Genomic DNA, 16502 nt, shown 5'->3' with positions numbered 1-16502 from the left:
ATATGGATCAGGCACAGATCGAAATTCAGGTACTGGGCGCTCTGTCGCAGATTTCTGCGGCAGAGTGGGATGCCTGCGCCTGCCCTGAGATCGCCGATGGCGGCCGACCTCTTGATCCATTTACAACCCATCGGTTTTTACTGGCGCTGGAAGAAAGCGGGTCCGTTGGGCGTGGTACAGGCTGGCAGCCGCAATATCTGACTGCTTATCTTGACGGGATCCTGATCGCGGCGGCGCCGATGTACGCCAAATCTCACAGTCAGGGCGAATATATCTTCGATCATAGCTGGGCCCATGCCTATGAAAGCGCGGGCGGGCGCTATTACCCAAAACTTCAGATCGCGGTGCCGTTCACCCCGGCGACTGGGCGGCGTTTCCTAGTGTGTCCGGGGTACGAGCGGATCGGCATGTCGGCCTTGGTGCAAGGCGCGGTGCAACTGGCGGCGGACAATCAGATCTCGTCGGTTCACGCGACCTTCTGTGCCGAGGATGAGGCGCAGGTCGGGGAACAGATGGGATTGATGCTGCGCAGTTCGCAGCAGTTTCATTGGTTGAATGATGACTATTCAAGTTTCGACGCTTTCCTGGCCGCTTTGTCATCGCGCAAACGCAAGAACATCCGCAAGGAACGGGCGCAGGCCAATCACTTTGGCGGAGACATCCGCACCCTGACCGGGGATGCACTGCGCCCTGAGCATTGGGACGCGTTCTGGCGGTTCTATCAGGATACCGGCGCGCGTAAGTGGGGCTCGCCTTACCTGACGCGCCAGTTTTTTGACATTGCGCAGGAAACTATGGCGGATGACATGGCCTTGGTGCTGGCGGAACGGGATGGCTATGCCATTGCGGGGGCGCTGAACTTCATAGGCCGCGAAACGCTTTTTGGCCGGTATTGGGGTTGCAGTGAACATCATGCCTGCCTGCATTTCGAACTGTGCTACTATAGGGCGATAGACTTTGCCATTGCCCACGGTCTGGCCCGGGTTGAGGCGGGCGCACAGGGCGAACACAAGCTGGCGCGGGGGTATTTGCCAACGCGCACGCATAGCTTGCACTGGGTTGGCGATCCGGGTTTTGCCGATGCGGTCAAAAAATATCTGGACGCCGAAGGCCGCGCAGTGGGAGAAGAGATCGAAATTCTAACGGACTACGGTCCGTTCAGGAAATCGAACCCGGAGGAACAGCAATGACTGAACTTTTGTCGTCCGAAACCCGTGGCCCACTGCTGGATCCGCTGTTCAAGAACGGCTGGACCATGGTTGAAGGCCGCGATGCAATCACCAAGACCTTCATTTTCGACAATTTCGTGCACGCATTCGGTTGGATGACGCAAGTGGCGATCTGGGCTGAGAAATGGAATCACCACCCCGAATGGTTCAACGTTTACCGCACCGTCGAGGTTGTTCTGTCTACGCACGATGTGGGCGGCCTGTCGTCATTGGATGCCAAGCTGGCCCGTAAGATGGACAGCCTGTGCTAGCGATCGTTGCCTGAACCTTCTCCTCCGGCAAGGGATGCTGTAGTGCCCATCTGCCTGAACTCGGCAGGTGTCACGGTGCCGTCGCTGACGTCAATGGACCTTGGGATACCCGTGGTCTTGTTCCCGATCTGACGCACGCTCCGCGCGCTCGGGTTGATGTCCAGGCACCGATTTTCATAACAGGTCAGCCCGGACAGGTTGATTTGAATACGGGCCTGACCGTCCGGCCCCGTCACCACGGGTGCCTGCGGAACATCGCAGGCCGCAACCAGTGCCAATGCGCCCAAGCCAATCCATTTGTTCATACCAAGCTCCTGTCCGCGGCAGGTTTAATCCAGTTGGCCGTTACCATCCTGATCCGCCGTGTTGAAATCTTCATCCATCTGAGCATCATATTCCGCTCTTGAGATAAAGCTGTCCTTGTTGCGGTCAACATTCTGGAATTGCTTGATGTCCAGAAACGGTTTGGCCTCGTCCAACCCCAAGGTGCCGTTTTTGTCTTCATCCATGGTCTGAAACGCATAATCCGAGAACGCGTTGAACTCGTCTTTGGACAGGAAGCCGTCGTTGTTTGCGTCAATGGCGTTCAGCTCTTTTTCATGCAGCTCGGCCACAGTTTCCGCATGGGCGGCCGAGGCCAGAACTGCGGTTGCGAGTATGATTACTGTCCGTGTCATGCTCAACCTCCTCAGCACGCGAATCTCTGGCCTTCGAAACCGCCAGCGGCGGCGCCTGCTGCGGTCAGGATCGTCTTGCCCGATCCGCCGCCAAACTGGTTGCCGATTGCACCACCGATCAACGCGCCGCCAAGCGTGCCGCCAAGGCATGCAATCTCGTGCTGTCGTGCGGCTTGTTGCTGTGGGGTGGGCGCTGGTCCACAGGCCGCCACAAGGCCTGTGCCGACTAAGATGAGTGAAAATACCCTAAGCTTCATAAAAATCTCCCCAAGTTATGCGACGAGTATTCGCGCATTGGGGCGGTGCTTCAAGTTAATTTGAGAACAAGTGGCCCCGGGCAGACCGGGGCCAGCAAAACTCAGATCACCTCCAGCAGGCCTTCACCCGCTGAGATTTCACAGGCGCCGGGGTTTTCTTCCAGATTCAGCGCTGTGACTTTCCCGTCCTCGACCAGCATCGCATAACGTTTGGACCGGGCGATCAGGCCTACAGGTGGCGCGTCGAAATCCATGCCGATGGCCTTGGTGAATTCCGAGGCCGCGTCTGACACCATGGTCAATCCTGCCTCGGTCGCGCCGGTGGATTCACCCCAGGCTTGCATCACGAAAGGGTCATTGACCGACAGGCACATGATCTCGTCCACGCCCTTGTCGTCGAATTGTTTTTTCGTACGCATGAAGCTTGGCACATGTGCCGTGGTGCACGTGCCGGTATAGGCACCGGGCACTGCGAATATGACCACTTTGCGCCCTTTGGTCTTATCTGAAATCCGAACCTCTTCCGGACCGTTTGCCCCCATCTGGATCAGTGTGGCCTCGGGAAGTGCATCTCCTGTTGAAATCATTTTTCAGCTCCTGTCGTTTGGATTTGCAGAATTGGGCTTAGCCGCAATATAGGTGGTCGACAGAAAGTGACCACGAGAAATCTGCAGGGTGGGCAAAACATGAGCCATATTGTCGTGATAGGTGCCGGTCAGGCGGGCGCATCGTTGGTGGCGCGTCTGCGCAAGGATGGGTTCGAGGGGGACATCACCCTCATCGGGGCTGAACCGCATCTGCCTTATCAGCGCCCGCCTTTGTCCAAGGCGTACCTGTTGGGCGACATGGAGCTGGAGCGCCTGTTCCTGCGACCCGAGAGTTTTTACGCCGAGAACAACATCAACCTGCGTCTGGGCCAGCACGTGACGGGCATCGACCCGCACGCCAAGACTGTGACGTTGGGGGATGAAGTCATTTCCTACGACGAACTGGCCCTGACCACCGGCTCAGATCCACGCCGTCTGCCAGCCGCGATAGGCGGTGATCTGGACGGCGTCCATGTGGTGCGCGACCTGGCACATATCGACGATATGGAGCCTAAGGTAACAGAAGGTGCCCGCGCGCTGATCGTGGGGGGTGGCTATATCGGGCTTGAGGCCGCTGCCGTCTGCGCCAAGCGCGGGGTCAATGTCACTCTGGTCGAAATGGCAGATCGCATCCTCCAACGGGTCGCCGCACCCGAGACCAGCGACTATTTCCGCGCGTTGCACAGCGATTACGGCGCTGACATTCGCGAAGGTGTTGGGCTGGATCGGCTGCTTGGCGAAAACGGCAAGGTCACTGGAGCCGTTTTGACCGACGGCACCGAGCTGGCGGTTGATTTCGTCGTGGTTGGCGTGGGTATCGCACCCGCAACCCAATTGGCTGAAATGGCGGGGCTTGAGCTGGACAACGGTATCAAGACCGACGCCCATGGCCGCACATCGGACCCCTCGATCTGGGCGGCAGGCGATTGTGCTTCGTTCCCGCATGGTGAAGGCCGGATCCGGCTTGAAAGCGTGCCCAACGCCATCGATCAGGCAGAGATCGTGGCGCAGAACATGCTGGGCGCGGCCCGGCATTATGTGGCGACACCATGGTTCTGGTCAGACCAGTATGATGTCAAATTGCAAATTGCCGGATTGAACACCGGATATGACCGCGTTGTGACCCGCAAAGGCGAAGGGCAAACCGTGTCTTTCTGGTACTACAAGGGCGACCAGTTGATAGCGGTGGACGCAATGAACGATCCACGCGCCTATATGGTCGGAAAACGCCTGATTGATGCAGGCAAGACGGCCGACCCGGCCATCGTGGCCGACCCGGAAGCGGATCTGAAGCCGCTGCTCAAGGCGTGAGGATCATCGCCGGAGAGTTTCGGGGCCGCGCCTTGGCTTCGGTCGGCAAAGGGGATGCGGGCGCACATCTGCGCCCCACCACCGACCGCGTTCGCGAAAGCCTGTTCAACGTACTGACCCATCAGATCGATTTTGACAGTCTTCGTGTGCTGGACCTGTTCGCAGGCACCGGGGCGCTGGGGCTTGAGGCTCTGTCGCGCGGCGCGGCTCATGTGACTTTCGTTGATGACGGTCGTGTCGCGCAGGGGCTGATCCGGAAGAATATCGACCTCACTGGCAGCACAGGCCAGACGACATTGATCCGCCGCGACGCAACTCGGCTGGGCGACAATCCCGGCGCGGCGTATGATCTGATCTTCCTGGATCCGCCCTATGGCAAAGCTTTGGGCCAGAAGGCGCTGGCTGCTGCCCTGCAAGGCCATTGGCTGGCCGATGACGCGTTGATCGTATGGGAGGAAAACAGCCCAATGACTGCGCCCGAAGGGTTTGTCCTGCATGACTCACGCAGCTATGGAGAAACGTATATCTCATTGATGTGGCACCAGGTTTCAGACTGAAACACACCGGGCGGGTTGATGCCGACGGTTGGATTGCGCCCGCATCACGCCAAGGTGTAGGTCTCACCTGAGACAGGCAGAGGTTCCCATGCACGATTTGGTGATTTTCGATTGCGACGGCGTTCTGGTCGACAGCGAGGTTCTGTCCAATCAGGCATTGGCCGATAACCTCGCGGGCTATGGCCTGCATCTGACGCTGCCGGAGTGCATGTCCCTGTTTGTCGGGCTGACAACGGCGAAGTGCAAGGAAAAAGCCGTCGAGTTGGGGGCGAACCTGCCAGCCGACTGGATTGTCGAACTGGACGCAGAGACGGACGCGTTGTTGCAAAAAGGTGTTCCCCTGATTGATGGCATCCCTGACCTTCTGTCGTTGCTCGACCGCAGGAGCCTGCCCTATTGTGTGGCTTCGAATGGAACACTGTCCAAGATGAAGGTCACCTTGGGTCAGAACGGGCTGTGGGACCGATTCAAAGACGTTATGTTCTCAGTTGAGACAATCGGAATGGGCAAGCCTGATCCGACCTTGTTTCTGACTGCTGCCCGACAGTTGGGTGCTGCGTCTCCGATCGTGATCGAAGACAGCCCAAGCGGTGTGACGGCGGCCATCCGCGCGAATATGCGCTGCTTGGGGTATGCGCCCCATGGCGGGGGCGAGCGGTTGAGGGAACTCGGGGCCGAGGTCTTCACACAGATGTCTCAAGTGCCCAAGCTTTTGGGACTCTGAGCGACAATCATGCTATGTTTGGCTCATGGACCGCGCCATCACACCTCCGTTCTGGGCCTTCTCGCAGGACACTGACAGCACGACAGGGCCGCAGCCTAAACCGATGCGTGCACCGGTTTTCATCCACGACGCAGTTACCCCGTGGGGATCAGAGACGTTGTTGCTGAAATTCCTGCGTGAACAGGTTGCCGATCAGGAGGAATAGGTCGGGTGGAACTTGCCGCCCGGCGAGATCGTAAAGATCTCGACCCCGTCCGCCGTGACACCCACCGAATGCTCGAATTGCGCCGATAGCGACTTGTCGCGGGTCACGGCGGTCCAGTCATCGGCCAGCGTCTTGGTTTCCGGACGACCCAGATTCACCATTGGTTCGATGGTAAAGAACATACCCTCTTCCAGAACCGCGCCAGTGCCCGGACGGCCATAGTGCAGCACGTTCGGCGGCGCGTGGAACACGCGGCCCAGCCCGTGGCCACAGAAATCACGCACAACGCTCATCCGGTGCGCTTCGACAAAAGCCTGAATGGCGTGGCCGATGTCTCCGAATGTGTTGCCGGGCTTGACCATCTCGATGCCCTTGAACAGCGCGTCATGGGTCACCTGGATCAACCGTTCCGCCTTGCGCGGCAGTTTGCCGGCTACATACATGCGCGAAGTATCGCCGAACCAGCCATCGACGATGACGGTCACGTCGATATTCAGAATATCGCCATCCTTCAGCTTTTTCTCACCGGGAATGCCATGGCAGACCACGTGGTTCACACTGATACAGCTGGCGTGCTGATAGCCCTTGTAGCCAATGGTGGCCGAGGTTGCGCCTGCGTCTTCGACCATCTGTGTGATCAGCCCGTCAATCGCGCCGGTGGTCTGGCCGGGAAAGATATGCCCGGCGATATCATCCAGAATCCGCGCCGCCAAAGCGCCCGCCGCGTGCATCCCGGCGAAGTCACTTTGTTCATAGATGCGAATGCCGTCTTTCGTCAGGCGGCCACGATGCTCTTTCATCGACGCTAAGCTCCATATGTTGCGCGCAGCATTCCTTTTACGCTGCTTGTGCAGAAAGTTCCAGAGGGTGCGGGGTCGCGGGGCGATTCAACGAAAGAAAATGGCGTTTAGAGGGCTAAGTTCAAGGGCTGTACAACCTTAGCGTCAAACGAGGTTTGGCCTGCGGAATCCCTGCTCAGTCGGCCAGTCGTGCATCATCCACGCAAATACCCCCCGGCGAAATGCGCGTCCCGTAAATCAACCGTTCAACTCCCTGAACTTGCGCGGTGTCAAACGCCGACGCATAAGCCGGATCAATATCCTCAGCTAGAGCAAACCGGTCACAATCCGTCCGTTGCACCAGATACAGCATGATCGCCCGGTGTCCTTGCGCGGCCATCGTCGCCAGTTCTCCCAAATGCTTGGTACCACGGGCCGTGACGCTATCGGGAAACTCGGCGAGGCCGGGTCGGCGGGACAGGGTAACACTTTTGACCTCGACATAGGCGTCCGGTAGGCCCGGCCCGGTCAACAGGAAGTCGATGCGGCTGTTTTCGCCGTATTTCACCTCGGGCCGGACGGTGTCATAGGCGGCAAGTTCGGGGATTTCACCCGCCTCTAGGGCGGCCCGCAAAGCCCGGTTCGGAACCGAGGTATCGACCCCCGTGAAATGCCCGTTCTCGTGATCAACCAGCCGCCAGCCGTATTTCAGCTTTTTCTTGGGCTCGTCATTGGGCTCCAGCCAGATTTTCTCGCCTGGTTCGGCCAGTCCCATCATCGAGCCGGGATTGGCGCAATGGGCTGTAACCTCTCGGCCATCTTCAAGCGTGCAATCGGCCAGAAAGCGTTTGTAGCGACGGATCAGGCGGGCGGGGACAAGAGGGGTTTCAAAACGCATGGTTCAGGGCCTATACCTGCCCCTGAGAACGATCAAGAGGGGAGAGCGCCATGGCCAATCCAACCGCAGCAATGTTGGTGATCGGGGATGAAATCCTCTCGGGCCGCACCCGTGATGCCAACATGCACTTTCTGGCGCAGGAACTGACCAAGCACGGCATTGACCTGAAAGAAGTGCGCATTGTCAGCGATGACGCCCCCGCTATCGAAGCGGCTGTCAAAGCGCTATCTGACGCCCATGGCACCGTCTTTACCAGCGGCGGCATCGGCCCGACCCATGACGATATCACCGCCGACTGCATCGCACGTGCCTTTGACACGCCAATAGACATACGGGATGACGCGCGGGCGCTGCTGCAAACCCATTACGACAAATCCGGGTTGGAGCTGAACGCCGCCCGTCTGCGCATGGCCCGCATCCCGGATGGCGCGGCGCTGATCGACAACCCGGTCTCAACGGCACCGGGCTTTGTCCTTGCGAATGTGTATGTGATGGCAGGTGTGCCTTCGGTCTTTCAGGCGATGGTGGCCAGCGTTTTGCCAACACTGGCCGGCGGCAGCCCCTTGCTGTCGCAAACTCTGCGTGTGGATCGGGGCGAGGGCGATATTGCGGCAAACCTGTCCGTTTTAGCCGAAGAGTTCAACGACTTGTCCATCGGCTGTTATCCGTTCCAGATTAACGGGGCCTTCGGCGCCAATGTTGTGATACGCGGTACTGATGGTGGACAGATTGATGCCGCGATGACCCGTCTTGCGAAAGAGTTGGAGCTTTGAGTCCGAACTGGGCAGATATAGTCGACGGCACATGGCCTGCCGCACGTTACCAGGCGCTTGGCCCATTTCAGTTGCGCGAAGGGCAGGGCGGCGGGTCACGCGTGTCTGCCGCCAATGCGCTGGCCCCCGCCACCGAAGCGGATATTGACGCTGCTGAGGCCGCAATGCTTGCCATGGGGCAGAAACGCATTTTCTGCCTGCGCCCCGGGGACGAGGCGCTGGATGTTCAGTTGGCGCGTCGTGGGTATAGTATCCTGGATCCGGTCAACATTTATGCTTGCCCGGTCGCTCGGCTGACAGATCAACCGATCCCTTCGATCATGGTGTTTGCGGTCTGGGAACCGCTTGAAATCATTCGAGAAATCTGGTCTTCGGCCGGGGTCGGGCCAAAACGGCAGGCGGTGATGGCGCGCGCAAAGGGCCCCAAAACCAGTCTGTTGCTGCGCCACAACGATAAACCCAGCGGTGTGGCCTTTGTCGCGATGCATGGGAATGTTGCGATGGTCCACGCGCTTGAAATCCTGCCCGATCACCGCCGCCAAGGGCTGGGCAACTGGACCATGCGCGCGGCAGCAATCTGGGCGCGAGACCATGGTGCGCAGAGCCTCAGCGTGATCTGCACCAAAGCCAACAAAGGTGCCAACGGTCTTTATCGCACACTCGGGATGGAGCTTGCGGGCGAATACCATTACCGTCACCTTGAGTGAACTGAAGAGGCCGCCGTGACACAGAAAGACAAGCCCACCGCGCTGAACCTGCCCATGGTCGATCCCTTGCCGCCGGAAACGCAGAAGTACTTTGATATCTGTGTCGAAAAGCTGGGCATGGTGCCGAATGTGTTGAAGGCCAACGCGTTTGATATCGACAAGCTGAACGCCTTCACGGCGATGTATAATGACCTGATGCTGGCCGACAGCGGCTTGTCCAAGCTGGAACGAGAGATGATCGCCGTGGTGGTGTCGTCGATCAACAAGTGCTTTTACTGCCTGGTCGCGCATGGCGCAGCGGTACGTCAGCTCTCGGGCGATCCGCAATTGGGCGAGATGCTGGTGATGAACTATCGCGTCGCGCCGCTGGACTCTCGCCAACGTGCGATGTTGGACTTCGCTGCAAAGATGACCACTTCCAGCGCCGAGATCGAAGAACCTGACCGCCAGAAGCTGCGCGATGCCGGGTTCACCGACCGGGACATCTGGGACATTGCCAATGTCACCGGGTTTTTCAACATGTCCAACCGGGTGGCCAGCGCGACCGCAATGGTGCCCAACGAAGAATATCACGCACAGTTTCGATGATCCGCGCCGCAGCCCTTGTTTCAATGCTTCTGGCAGGTCCGGCTCTGGCGCAGGATCTGACCCTGCCAGCAAGTGCACGCCAGGTCAGCGACCGGACGTCGCCGCTGGACAGTTATGACCTGCCAACAGGGGTTTATGCCAAAGGCGTTGTACCTGCTGATACGTATGAGGGTCGGGTCGAACGGTTCACATGGCGGCTTCAGGCAGGGTCCAGTACAACCCTGCAACTTTTGGCGCCGTTGCGCGATCAGGTCGAGGCGCAGGGATACAAGATTCTGTTCGAGTGCGAGGCGCGAACTTGCGGCGGCTTCGACTTCAGATTTGGCACCGAAGTCGTGCCGACACCCGACATGTATGTCGCCATTCAGGATTACCGCTTTCTGTCCGCCACCAAGGGACCTGTCGCGCTCAGCCTGCTTGTCAGCCGCAACCCGCCGGATGGCTATGTCCAGTTGATCCGCGTGTCGCCGCAGGATGTGCCTGACCCGGATCCGGTGGTAATCGAACAGGCCGTCGAAGGCTCGGGCGGATTACTCGAGGCCCTGACACGCGCAGGACATGTGATCTTGGATGATTTGCATTTTCCAACCGGCGAGGTGGCGTTGGGTGAGGGGCCGTTTGGCTCGCTGACCCTGCTGGCCGGGTATCTGGCCGACAACCCGGACACGCGGTTGGCTTTGGTGGGGCATACTGACGACACCGGTGCGTTGCAGGCCAATATCTCGGTCAGCAAAAGCCGGGCCGAGGCCGTACGTACCCGTTTGATCGAAGCCCATGGTGTGGCCCCCGACCGGATCGAGGCGCAGGGCGTGGGCTATCTGTCTCCGATCACGTCGAATGCAACGCCCGAGGGGCGCGACCTGAACCGCCGGGTCGAGGCGGTGTTGCTGGTCAACTGAGCAGGTGCAGCCAAGCCTGAAGGCAAAAAAAGACCCGCACTTTTAGATGCGGGTCAGAGGTTGGTCTTCTGGGAGAATTACCAGTCCATCGGGCCTTTCTCGTGGTAGGAATCGACGAGGAAGTCGATGAAGGCCCGAACTTTGGGTTGTGTGAAGCGGCCGGGTGGGTAGACGGCATAGATGCCCTGAACTTCATCCGGCAGTGATGGCATTGCGTCGACCACCTGCCCTGATTTCAGCGCTTCGGCATACAGGTAGCTGGGTAGGTACGCGATCCCCAGCCCCGAGATGGCCGCGTTCAACAGCGATTGCCCGTCATTCACGCTTAGCCAGCCTGCAGTGCGCACCTGACGCTTTTCACCCGAGGGTGCGGTCAGTTTCCAGACGTTGCCCGAGGACTGGCTGGAATAGTGCAGAAGCTTGTGTTCGTTCAGATCATCGATCTTCTGCGGTCGCCCGAATCGTTCAATGTAGCTGGGCGCAACAACCATTCGTTTCACGGTTTCGGTTAGTTTCCGTGCGCGCAGCGTGCTGTCTTCCAATTCGCCGATGCGTACGGCTACGTCAAATCCTTCGGAAATCAGCTCTACGTAACGGTTGTTCAGCACCATGTTCACGGTGATGTCGGGATAGGCAGACAGGAACTTGGACAGAACGGGAGACAGGTGATTTACACCAAAATCCGTGGCGACGCTGATCCGCAGCAGGCCCGATGGGGCCGATTGCATCGACGTGACCAGCGAATCGGCCTCGCCTGCGTCATTCAGAACGCGCCGCGCGCGGTCATAATAAGCCAGGCCAATTTCCGTTGGCGACACCCGGCGCGTGGTGCGGTTCAGCAACCGGGCCCCCAGACGTGCTTCGAGGCTCGAGACATGTTTGGACACAGCAGACTTGGAGATGCCCATCTTCTTGGCCGCATCGGTGAAACCACCTTGGTCCACCACATTGGCAAAGGCTTCCATTTCGGTCAATCGGTCCATACTCGTTCCCCAGATCTTGATTTCCTCCCTGACTATGGCGCTGAATCTGGGCGGAAACGGGGCATACATGGGATAATATCGGGGATTTGAATCGGATCGTTTGCGTATGGGAAACTTAGAAACAGTGGTTTCCATAATCGCCGCAGACCCTGTGGTGCTGTGTTTTCTGGGCAATCGCGCTAAGCTGTTAACTTGAGAATGGCATTTTTGTGACAACGGAGGAGATCATGAAGACCTTTTTCGCCATTGCTTCCCTTTGCCTCTTTGCGGGCTTTGCGCAAGCCGGGGGTGAAACGCCTTCGAACCCCGATGCAAAGGTTTATTTCGTCAATTTGTCAGACGGTGACACGGTGCAATCACCGGTCACCGTTGTCTTTGGCCTCAGCGGCATGGGCGTCGCGCCAGCTGGGACCGAGAAGGAAAACACCGGTCACCATCATTTGCTGATCGACCGTCCCCCAATTGGCGAAGGCGAAGACGGCGCGGATGAACTGGCATTTGGCCTGCCCGCCGACGACAATCACCTTCATTTCGGCGGCGGCCAGACCGAGGTGACACTGGACCTGCCCGCCGGGCAGCACACGTTGCAACTGGTGCTTGGCGACGCCGGGCATGCGCCGCACGCCACTCCGATCGTATCCGAGGTGATTACGATTAACGTGGAGTAAGGTTTTTCGGACGAGGGGCGACCTCTAAAACACAGCCCGCGCCGCCAAAATCCACAGTGGCATAGTCACTGCGCTCAGAAGTGTTGATTGCGCGATTAGCGTGGCGACCAGCTTTCTGTCAGCCCCGAACCCAGACGCCAGTACGTGGGCGGCGGAGGCCGTCGGCAAGGCCGCAAAAAGGATCAACACAGGCGCCAGCCCGTTTGCCCCTTCAGCAAGCAGGCATACAAGAAACGTAGCGCCGGGAACCAGTACCAACTGTGTCAGGCAAACATATCCGCTGAATCGATCCATCTTTGCCAGCGCGGTCCAATTCATGGTTGCACCGATTGAAATAAGCGCAATCGGAATTGCCGCTGCCGCGACCATTTCAAGAGGGGCCAGAATAGGTGCGGGAATGGTTATGCCGGAAAGGCCGACTGCCACGCCCAAGACACTGGCCAGCAAAAAGGGGTTCAGTGCCACTCTGGACAGGGTCTGCAAAAGGCTCAGGCTGCCGCCCTTTGACAGCACCAAAACCGCCAACATGTTTGCAACTGGCACCGCCATCCCGATGGCCACAGCCATCTGACCGATCGTATCCGGTCCCAGTGTTTGTGATGCGACCAAAGCGATTGCCGAGTTAAAGCGCCACACCGTTTGCCAACCGCCCGCAAAATCCAGAAACCGGTCCGGTCCGATTGGTCTTGCCGCCCAGCCCAATAGCATAGCAAAGATCAAAATAGCCCATACAGCCGGTCCGATCTGTAAAACATCGGCCACAGCGATGGGTCGTTTGCAGGCCGCGACAAACAGCAACGCGGGGAACAAAATTTCAAAGTTCAGTTTGTCGAGGCCCTGCCAAGCCTTCTCGGACAACCGTGCCCGGATAACTCCGCCAAGCGCGACCATCAGGAAACTCGGGGCGAGCCCCGACAATATGGTGGCAAAGACCATGGCAAGCTGTTCCTACAATCAGCGATGCCACTCTAGTTGGCCAGCCATCACTTACAAGACAGTTACCGACACGCCAGTGTCGTAACTGACAGTTGCTAAAACTCTGCCGCCAGACGCGTCCCTTGATTGATCGCGCGTTTGGCGTCCAGCTCTGCCGCCACATCCGCGCCGCCGATCACGTGCGGAGTGATGCCGCGCTGAGTCAAAGCGTCTGCCAGCGACCGGTCCGAGACCTGACCGGCACACAGCACGATGCTGTCCGCCGCTACCACTGTTGGGTCTGCACGGTCTTCGCCAAAGCTGACGTGCAGTCCGTCCTCGTCGATGCGCTCATAGTTCACGCCGCCCACGAAATTGACATTCTTCATTTTCAGCGCTGCACGGTGAATCCAACCCGTGGTTTTGCCCAAGCCCTTACCGTGTGCCTGTTTCTTGCGTTGTAGCAAAGTGACCTCACGCGCGGGTGCGCTGGGTTGTGGTCCTTCAGGGGCAAGGCCCGAGCGGTGCTCGGCCGGGTCTGTCACGCCCCACTCTTTCATCCAAAGCGGCAAGTCGGTTGTCGCGCTGTGGCCATCTTCCAAAAGGAACTCGGACACGTCAAATCCGATGCCACCAGCCCCAATTACGGCAACGGATTTGCCGACGTCGGCCTTACCACGCAGCACGTCGATGTAACTCAGCACGTTATCCCGATCCTGCCCGGGGATCTCCGGATCGCGCGGGGTGACGCCGGTTGCAATGACCACCTCGTCAAAGCCGATCAGGTCGTCGGCACTGACCTCTCGGTTCAACTCCACGTTAACGTCCAGTTCATCCATCATGGTGCGGTACCAGTCAACCAGCCCCCAGAATTCCTCTTTCCCTGGAACTTGTTTTGCCATGTTCAACTGCCCGCCGATCTCGGATGCGCGGTCGAATAGGGTGACGTCGTGGCCGCGCTGGGCGGCGGTCATGGCTGTGGACAGACCGGCGGGGCCCGCACCGACAACGGCAACTTTTTTGCGCGTCGTGGCAGGCTCAATCACCAGTTCAGTCTCATGACAAGCGCGCGGGTTGACCAGACACGAGGTCAGTTTGCCGCTGAATGTATGATCCAGACAGGCTTGATTGCAGGCGATACAGGGTGCGATCTGCGCAGACTGGCCTGCGACGGCTTTGTTGACAAAATCTGCATCGGCCAGCATCGGGCGGGCCATCGACACCATATCGGCACAGCCTGTGGCCAAAACCTCTTCCGCAACCTCTGGCGTGTTGATCCGGTTCGAGGTGATCACAGGTATCGACACCTTGCCCATCAGTTTCTTCGTCACCCAGGCAAAGGCTGCACGCGGGACGCTGGTGGCAATGGTCGGAATCCGCGCCTCGTGCCAGCCTATGCCGGTGTTGATGATCGTGGCACCGGCCTTTTCAACCTCTTGAGCCAGTTGCACCACCTCTTCATGGGTCGAGCCATTAGGTACCAGATCGATCATCGACAGGCGGTAGATGATGATGAAATCGCTGCCAACGGCCTCACGCGTGCGGCGCACGACCTCAATCGGCAGGCGCATCCTGTTCTCGTAGGACCCGCCCCAGCGGTCGGTGCGCTTGTTGGTGTGGGTCACAAGGAACTGGTTCAGGAAATACCCTTCAGACCCCATGATCTCGGCCCCATCATAACCTGCCTTTTGCGCCAGAACGGCAGCGTTTACGATGTCGCTGATCTGTTTCTCAATACCCTCTTCATCCAGTTCATTCGGGGGAAAGGGAGAGATCGGGGATTTTGCCGGGCTGGGGGCCACGCATTTCGGACCATAAGCATAGCGGCCCGCGTGTAGGATCTGCATCGCGATCTTGCCGCCTGCTTCGTGCACCCGCTGGGTCACTATGGAATGGTTCGCCACCTCTTTGTCATTGGTCATCATCGACGCGCCAGGCAGAACCGAGCCTTCGAGGTTGGGACCAATCCCACCCGTCACCATCAATGCCACGCCGCCGCGGGCCCGGTCAGCATAGAATTCAGCAACCCGGTTCCAATCACCGGTTTCCTCAAGCCCCGTATGCATCGAGCCCATCAGCACGCGGTTCTTCAAGGTCGTAAAGCCCAGATCCAGCGGGGCCAGCATGTTTGGGTACGCAGTCATGACGAAACTCTCCCTCCCGAATGTGCGAGTTAGATTGACCTTCGCGTCAACTTTGTCACGCGAAACCCCACGTCACCCTCTTTGCTGTTGCGGCTGCGGTTGCTAGAGGTGGGCGGAACAACCCGATGAGGCCCAACATGACCCCCGAAGACATCGCCAAGCTGCCCTATCGCCCTTGCGTGGGGCTGATGCTGATAAACGCGGACGGTAGGATTTTTGTGGGCCAGCGCAACGACCGCCACAAGGACGCGTGGCAGATGCCTCAGGGCGGTGTGGACAAGGGCGAAAACCCGCGCGACGCGGCCCTGCGCGAGTTGTGGGAAGAAACCGGGGTGACCTCTGATCTGGTGGAGGTCGTGGCCGAAACCGATGGCTGGCTGCCCTATGACCTGCCGCACGACATCGTGCCCAAGATCTGGAAAGGCCGCTATCGCGGGCAAGAGCAGAAATGGTTCTTGCTGCGCTTTGTCGGGACAGATGAACAGATCAATATCGCAACCGACCACCCCGAGTTCTCACACTGGAAATGGCAGGCCCCTGATCGGTTGATCGAAGAGATTGTGCCGTTCAAACGGGACGTGTATGAGCAAGTGCTGACGGCTTTTGAAGGTCACCTTGGCTCGTACACATGACGCATGGGAAAGTTGGACATTTTCCAAACGGGTCTTTAGCGCAGAGCTGTTCGTAACCGGCCTGTCATGATGCAAACGACCTATCCAAGCCCCGTACGTGCGCATCGCACTGTCGACATGGTTGTCCATGCGATCGGGTTGTCCCTGATCCTGATGGCTGGCAGCCTGCTGATCATGAACGCCTATCAGCGTTTGGATTCCGCGCTGCTTCTTGCGGTCATTGTTTATGTGCTCTGCGCGCTTGCGTCGAATCTTGCGTCCTGCGCCTATCATTTCGCGCCTTGGCATGACCGCCGCAAATTGCTGCGCCGCATCGATCATGCCGCGATTTATCCCAGTATCTGCGGGACATTTACACCACTCTTCGTTCAGGCCGGCACGACATGGACTATGACTTTGCTTTGGGTATGCTGGGGGCTGACCATCGCAGCCGTCTGGAACAAGATTGCGAATGAGACAGTTAAATCACGATGGTCGACAGCGTCATACCTTGGTTTGGGCGGCATTGGTCTGGGCGCGATCCCCGACATGACCACCGTTCCCCTAGCCACCCTTTGGTGCATTGCGGGCGGCGCAGCCAGTTATGTTATTGGAACGATGTTTTATGTCCAAAAGACACTGCCGTTTCGTTACGCGATATGGCACGTCTGGGTGAACATGGGCGGGGTTCTGATGTTCGTCGGGATCTGGTTGGCACTGTTTTCTTAGAAAACGGTGG

The 16502-nt window shown here is 58.5% G+C and carries 22 protein-coding genes; 13 read left to right on the top strand and 9 right to left on the bottom strand.

From position 1 onward, the window contains the following. Positions 1-2 precede the first annotated feature (2 nt). Entirely contained in the window at positions 3-1190 is a 1188-nt protein-coding gene (locus ALB80_RS16090) for a GNAT family N-acetyltransferase (protein WP_050605116.1), read from the top strand. Beyond that, entirely contained in the window at positions 1187-1480 is a 294-nt protein-coding gene (locus tag ALB80_RS16085) for a 4a-hydroxytetrahydrobiopterin dehydratase (RefSeq protein WP_050605115.1), read from the top strand. Before ALB80_RS16090 ends, ALB80_RS16085 begins: the two co-directional genes overlap by 4 nt. Here the strand turns inward: ALB80_RS16085 and ALB80_RS16080 are convergent. The 4 genes from ALB80_RS16080 to ALB80_RS16065 form a co-directional block, all read right to left on the bottom strand. Then, complete coding sequence (locus ALB80_RS16080; protein WP_050605114.1) at positions 1477-1785, bottom strand: hypothetical protein; 309 nt, start codon at positions 1783-1785, stop codon at positions 1477-1479. The two genes, ALB80_RS16085 and ALB80_RS16080, sit on opposite strands and share 4 nt — an antisense overlap. Before the next feature lie 24 nt (positions 1786-1809). Beyond that, positions 1810-2157, bottom strand: coding sequence for a hypothetical protein (locus ALB80_RS16075; protein WP_050605113.1), 348 nt, complete (start codon positions 2155-2157; stop codon positions 1810-1812). Between the two features lie 11 nt (positions 2158-2168). Then, positions 2169-2414 (bottom strand): glycine zipper 2TM domain-containing protein, encoded by a 246-nt coding sequence (locus tag ALB80_RS21920; RefSeq protein ID WP_083445331.1) that lies wholly within the window; start codon positions 2412-2414, stop codon positions 2169-2171. 101 nt (positions 2415-2515) lie between these two features. Then, a complete protein-coding gene (locus ALB80_RS16065) occupies positions 2516-3001 on the bottom strand; it encodes a peroxiredoxin (RefSeq protein ID WP_050605111.1) in 486 nt (161 codons plus the stop codon). Between the two features lie 99 nt (positions 3002-3100). Here ALB80_RS16065 and ALB80_RS16060 point away from each other — a divergent pair, with 99 nt between their 5' ends. From ALB80_RS16060 to ALB80_RS16045, 4 genes are all read left to right on the top strand, one after another. Continuing rightward, entirely contained in the window at positions 3101-4312 is a 1212-nt protein-coding gene (locus ALB80_RS16060; RefSeq protein ID WP_050605110.1) for an NAD(P)/FAD-dependent oxidoreductase, read from the top strand. Then, positions 4309-4869 carry a 16S rRNA (guanine(966)-N(2))-methyltransferase RsmD gene (rsmD, locus tag ALB80_RS16055; RefSeq protein ID WP_050605109.1) on the top strand — a complete coding sequence of 187 codons (561 nt, stop codon included), beginning with the start codon at positions 4309-4311 and terminating at the stop codon, positions 4867-4869. Before ALB80_RS16060 ends, rsmD begins: the two co-directional genes overlap by 4 nt. Positions 4870-4957: 88 nt before the next feature. Next, entirely contained in the window at positions 4958-5593 is a 636-nt protein-coding gene (locus tag ALB80_RS16050) for an HAD family phosphatase (RefSeq protein WP_050605108.1), read from the top strand. A gap of 25 nt (positions 5594-5618) precedes the next feature. Further along, a complete protein-coding gene (locus ALB80_RS16045) occupies positions 5619-5798 on the top strand; it encodes a hypothetical protein (protein ID WP_050605107.1) in 180 nt (59 codons plus the stop codon). Here the strand turns inward: ALB80_RS16045 and map are convergent. Further along, the gene (gene map, locus ALB80_RS16040; protein WP_050605106.1) at positions 5786-6598 is read right to left on the bottom strand and encodes a type I methionyl aminopeptidase; all 813 of its coding nucleotides are present in this window, start codon (positions 6596-6598) and stop codon (positions 5786-5788) included. The genes ALB80_RS16045 and map overlap by 13 nt on opposite strands. A gap of 175 nt (positions 6599-6773) precedes the next feature. Next, positions 6774-7475 carry a DNA/RNA nuclease SfsA gene (gene sfsA / locus ALB80_RS16035; protein WP_050605105.1) on the bottom strand — a complete coding sequence of 234 codons (702 nt, stop codon included), beginning with the start codon at positions 7473-7475 and terminating at the stop codon, positions 6774-6776. A 50-nt stretch (positions 7476-7525) separates the two neighbouring features. On the opposite strand from sfsA, the gene ALB80_RS16030 reads away from it, so the two are divergent. Genes ALB80_RS16030 through ALB80_RS16015 form a run of 4 tightly spaced genes read left to right on the top strand, consistent with a single transcriptional unit; the run spans position 7526 to position 10442 of the window. Beyond that, a complete protein-coding gene (locus ALB80_RS16030) occupies positions 7526-8248 on the top strand; it encodes a molybdopterin-binding protein (protein WP_050605104.1) in 723 nt (240 codons plus the stop codon). Continuing rightward, positions 8245-8955: a GNAT family N-acetyltransferase gene (locus ALB80_RS16025; RefSeq protein WP_050605103.1), complete on the top strand. Its 711-nt coding sequence runs from the start codon at positions 8245-8247 to the stop codon at positions 8953-8955. Before ALB80_RS16030 ends, ALB80_RS16025 begins: the two co-directional genes overlap by 4 nt. 15 nt (positions 8956-8970) lie before the next feature. Then, a complete protein-coding gene (locus ALB80_RS16020; RefSeq protein WP_050605102.1) occupies positions 8971-9543 on the top strand; it encodes a peroxidase-related enzyme in 573 nt (190 codons plus the stop codon). Beyond that, the gene (locus ALB80_RS16015) at positions 9540-10442 is read left to right on the top strand and encodes an OmpA family protein (RefSeq protein ID WP_050605101.1); all 903 of its coding nucleotides are present in this window, start codon (positions 9540-9542) and stop codon (positions 10440-10442) included. Before ALB80_RS16020 ends, ALB80_RS16015 begins: the two co-directional genes overlap by 4 nt. A gap of 77 nt (positions 10443-10519) precedes the next feature. Here ALB80_RS16015 and ALB80_RS16010 read toward each other — a convergent pair whose 3' ends face one another. Further along, a complete protein-coding gene (locus ALB80_RS16010) occupies positions 10520-11425 on the bottom strand; it encodes a LysR family transcriptional regulator (RefSeq protein WP_050605100.1) in 906 nt (301 codons plus the stop codon). Between the two features lie 227 nt (positions 11426-11652). On the opposite strand from ALB80_RS16010, the gene ALB80_RS16005 reads away from it, so the two are divergent. Beyond that, positions 11653-12093, top strand: a complete 441-nt coding sequence (locus tag ALB80_RS16005; protein WP_050605099.1) for a DUF4399 domain-containing protein — start codon at positions 11653-11655, stop codon at positions 12091-12093. Between the two features lie 24 nt (positions 12094-12117). Here the strand turns inward: ALB80_RS16005 and ALB80_RS16000 are convergent, their stop codons facing one another. Both ALB80_RS16000 and ALB80_RS15995 read right to left on the bottom strand, forming a co-directional pair. Beyond that, positions 12118-13029 (bottom strand): AEC family transporter, encoded by a 912-nt coding sequence (locus ALB80_RS16000; RefSeq protein WP_050605098.1) that lies wholly within the window; start codon positions 13027-13029, stop codon positions 12118-12120. Positions 13030-13124: 95 nt separating this feature from the next. Next, a complete protein-coding gene (locus ALB80_RS15995; protein WP_050605097.1) occupies positions 13125-15152 on the bottom strand; it encodes an NADPH-dependent 2,4-dienoyl-CoA reductase in 2028 nt (675 codons plus the stop codon). 137 nt (positions 15153-15289) lie between these two features. Between ALB80_RS15995 and ALB80_RS15990 the strand changes: the two genes are divergently transcribed. After that, a complete protein-coding gene (locus ALB80_RS15990) occupies positions 15290-15784 on the top strand; it encodes an RNA pyrophosphohydrolase (RefSeq protein ID WP_050605096.1) in 495 nt (164 codons plus the stop codon). A gap of 66 nt (positions 15785-15850) precedes the next feature. Beyond that, positions 15851-16492 carry a hemolysin III family protein gene (locus ALB80_RS15985; protein ID WP_050605095.1) on the top strand — a complete coding sequence of 214 codons (642 nt, stop codon included), beginning with the start codon at positions 15851-15853 and terminating at the stop codon, positions 16490-16492. Positions 16493-16502 lie beyond the last annotated feature (10 nt).

The sequence above is a fragment of the Ruegeria sp. 6PALISEP08 genome (genome assembly GCF_001238295.1).
Taxonomy (GTDB): Bacteria; Pseudomonadota; Alphaproteobacteria; order Rhodobacterales; family Rhodobacteraceae; genus Ruegeria.
The sequence above is the reverse complement of the archived record's forward strand: the minus strand, read 5'-3'. Positions and strand labels throughout refer to the sequence as shown.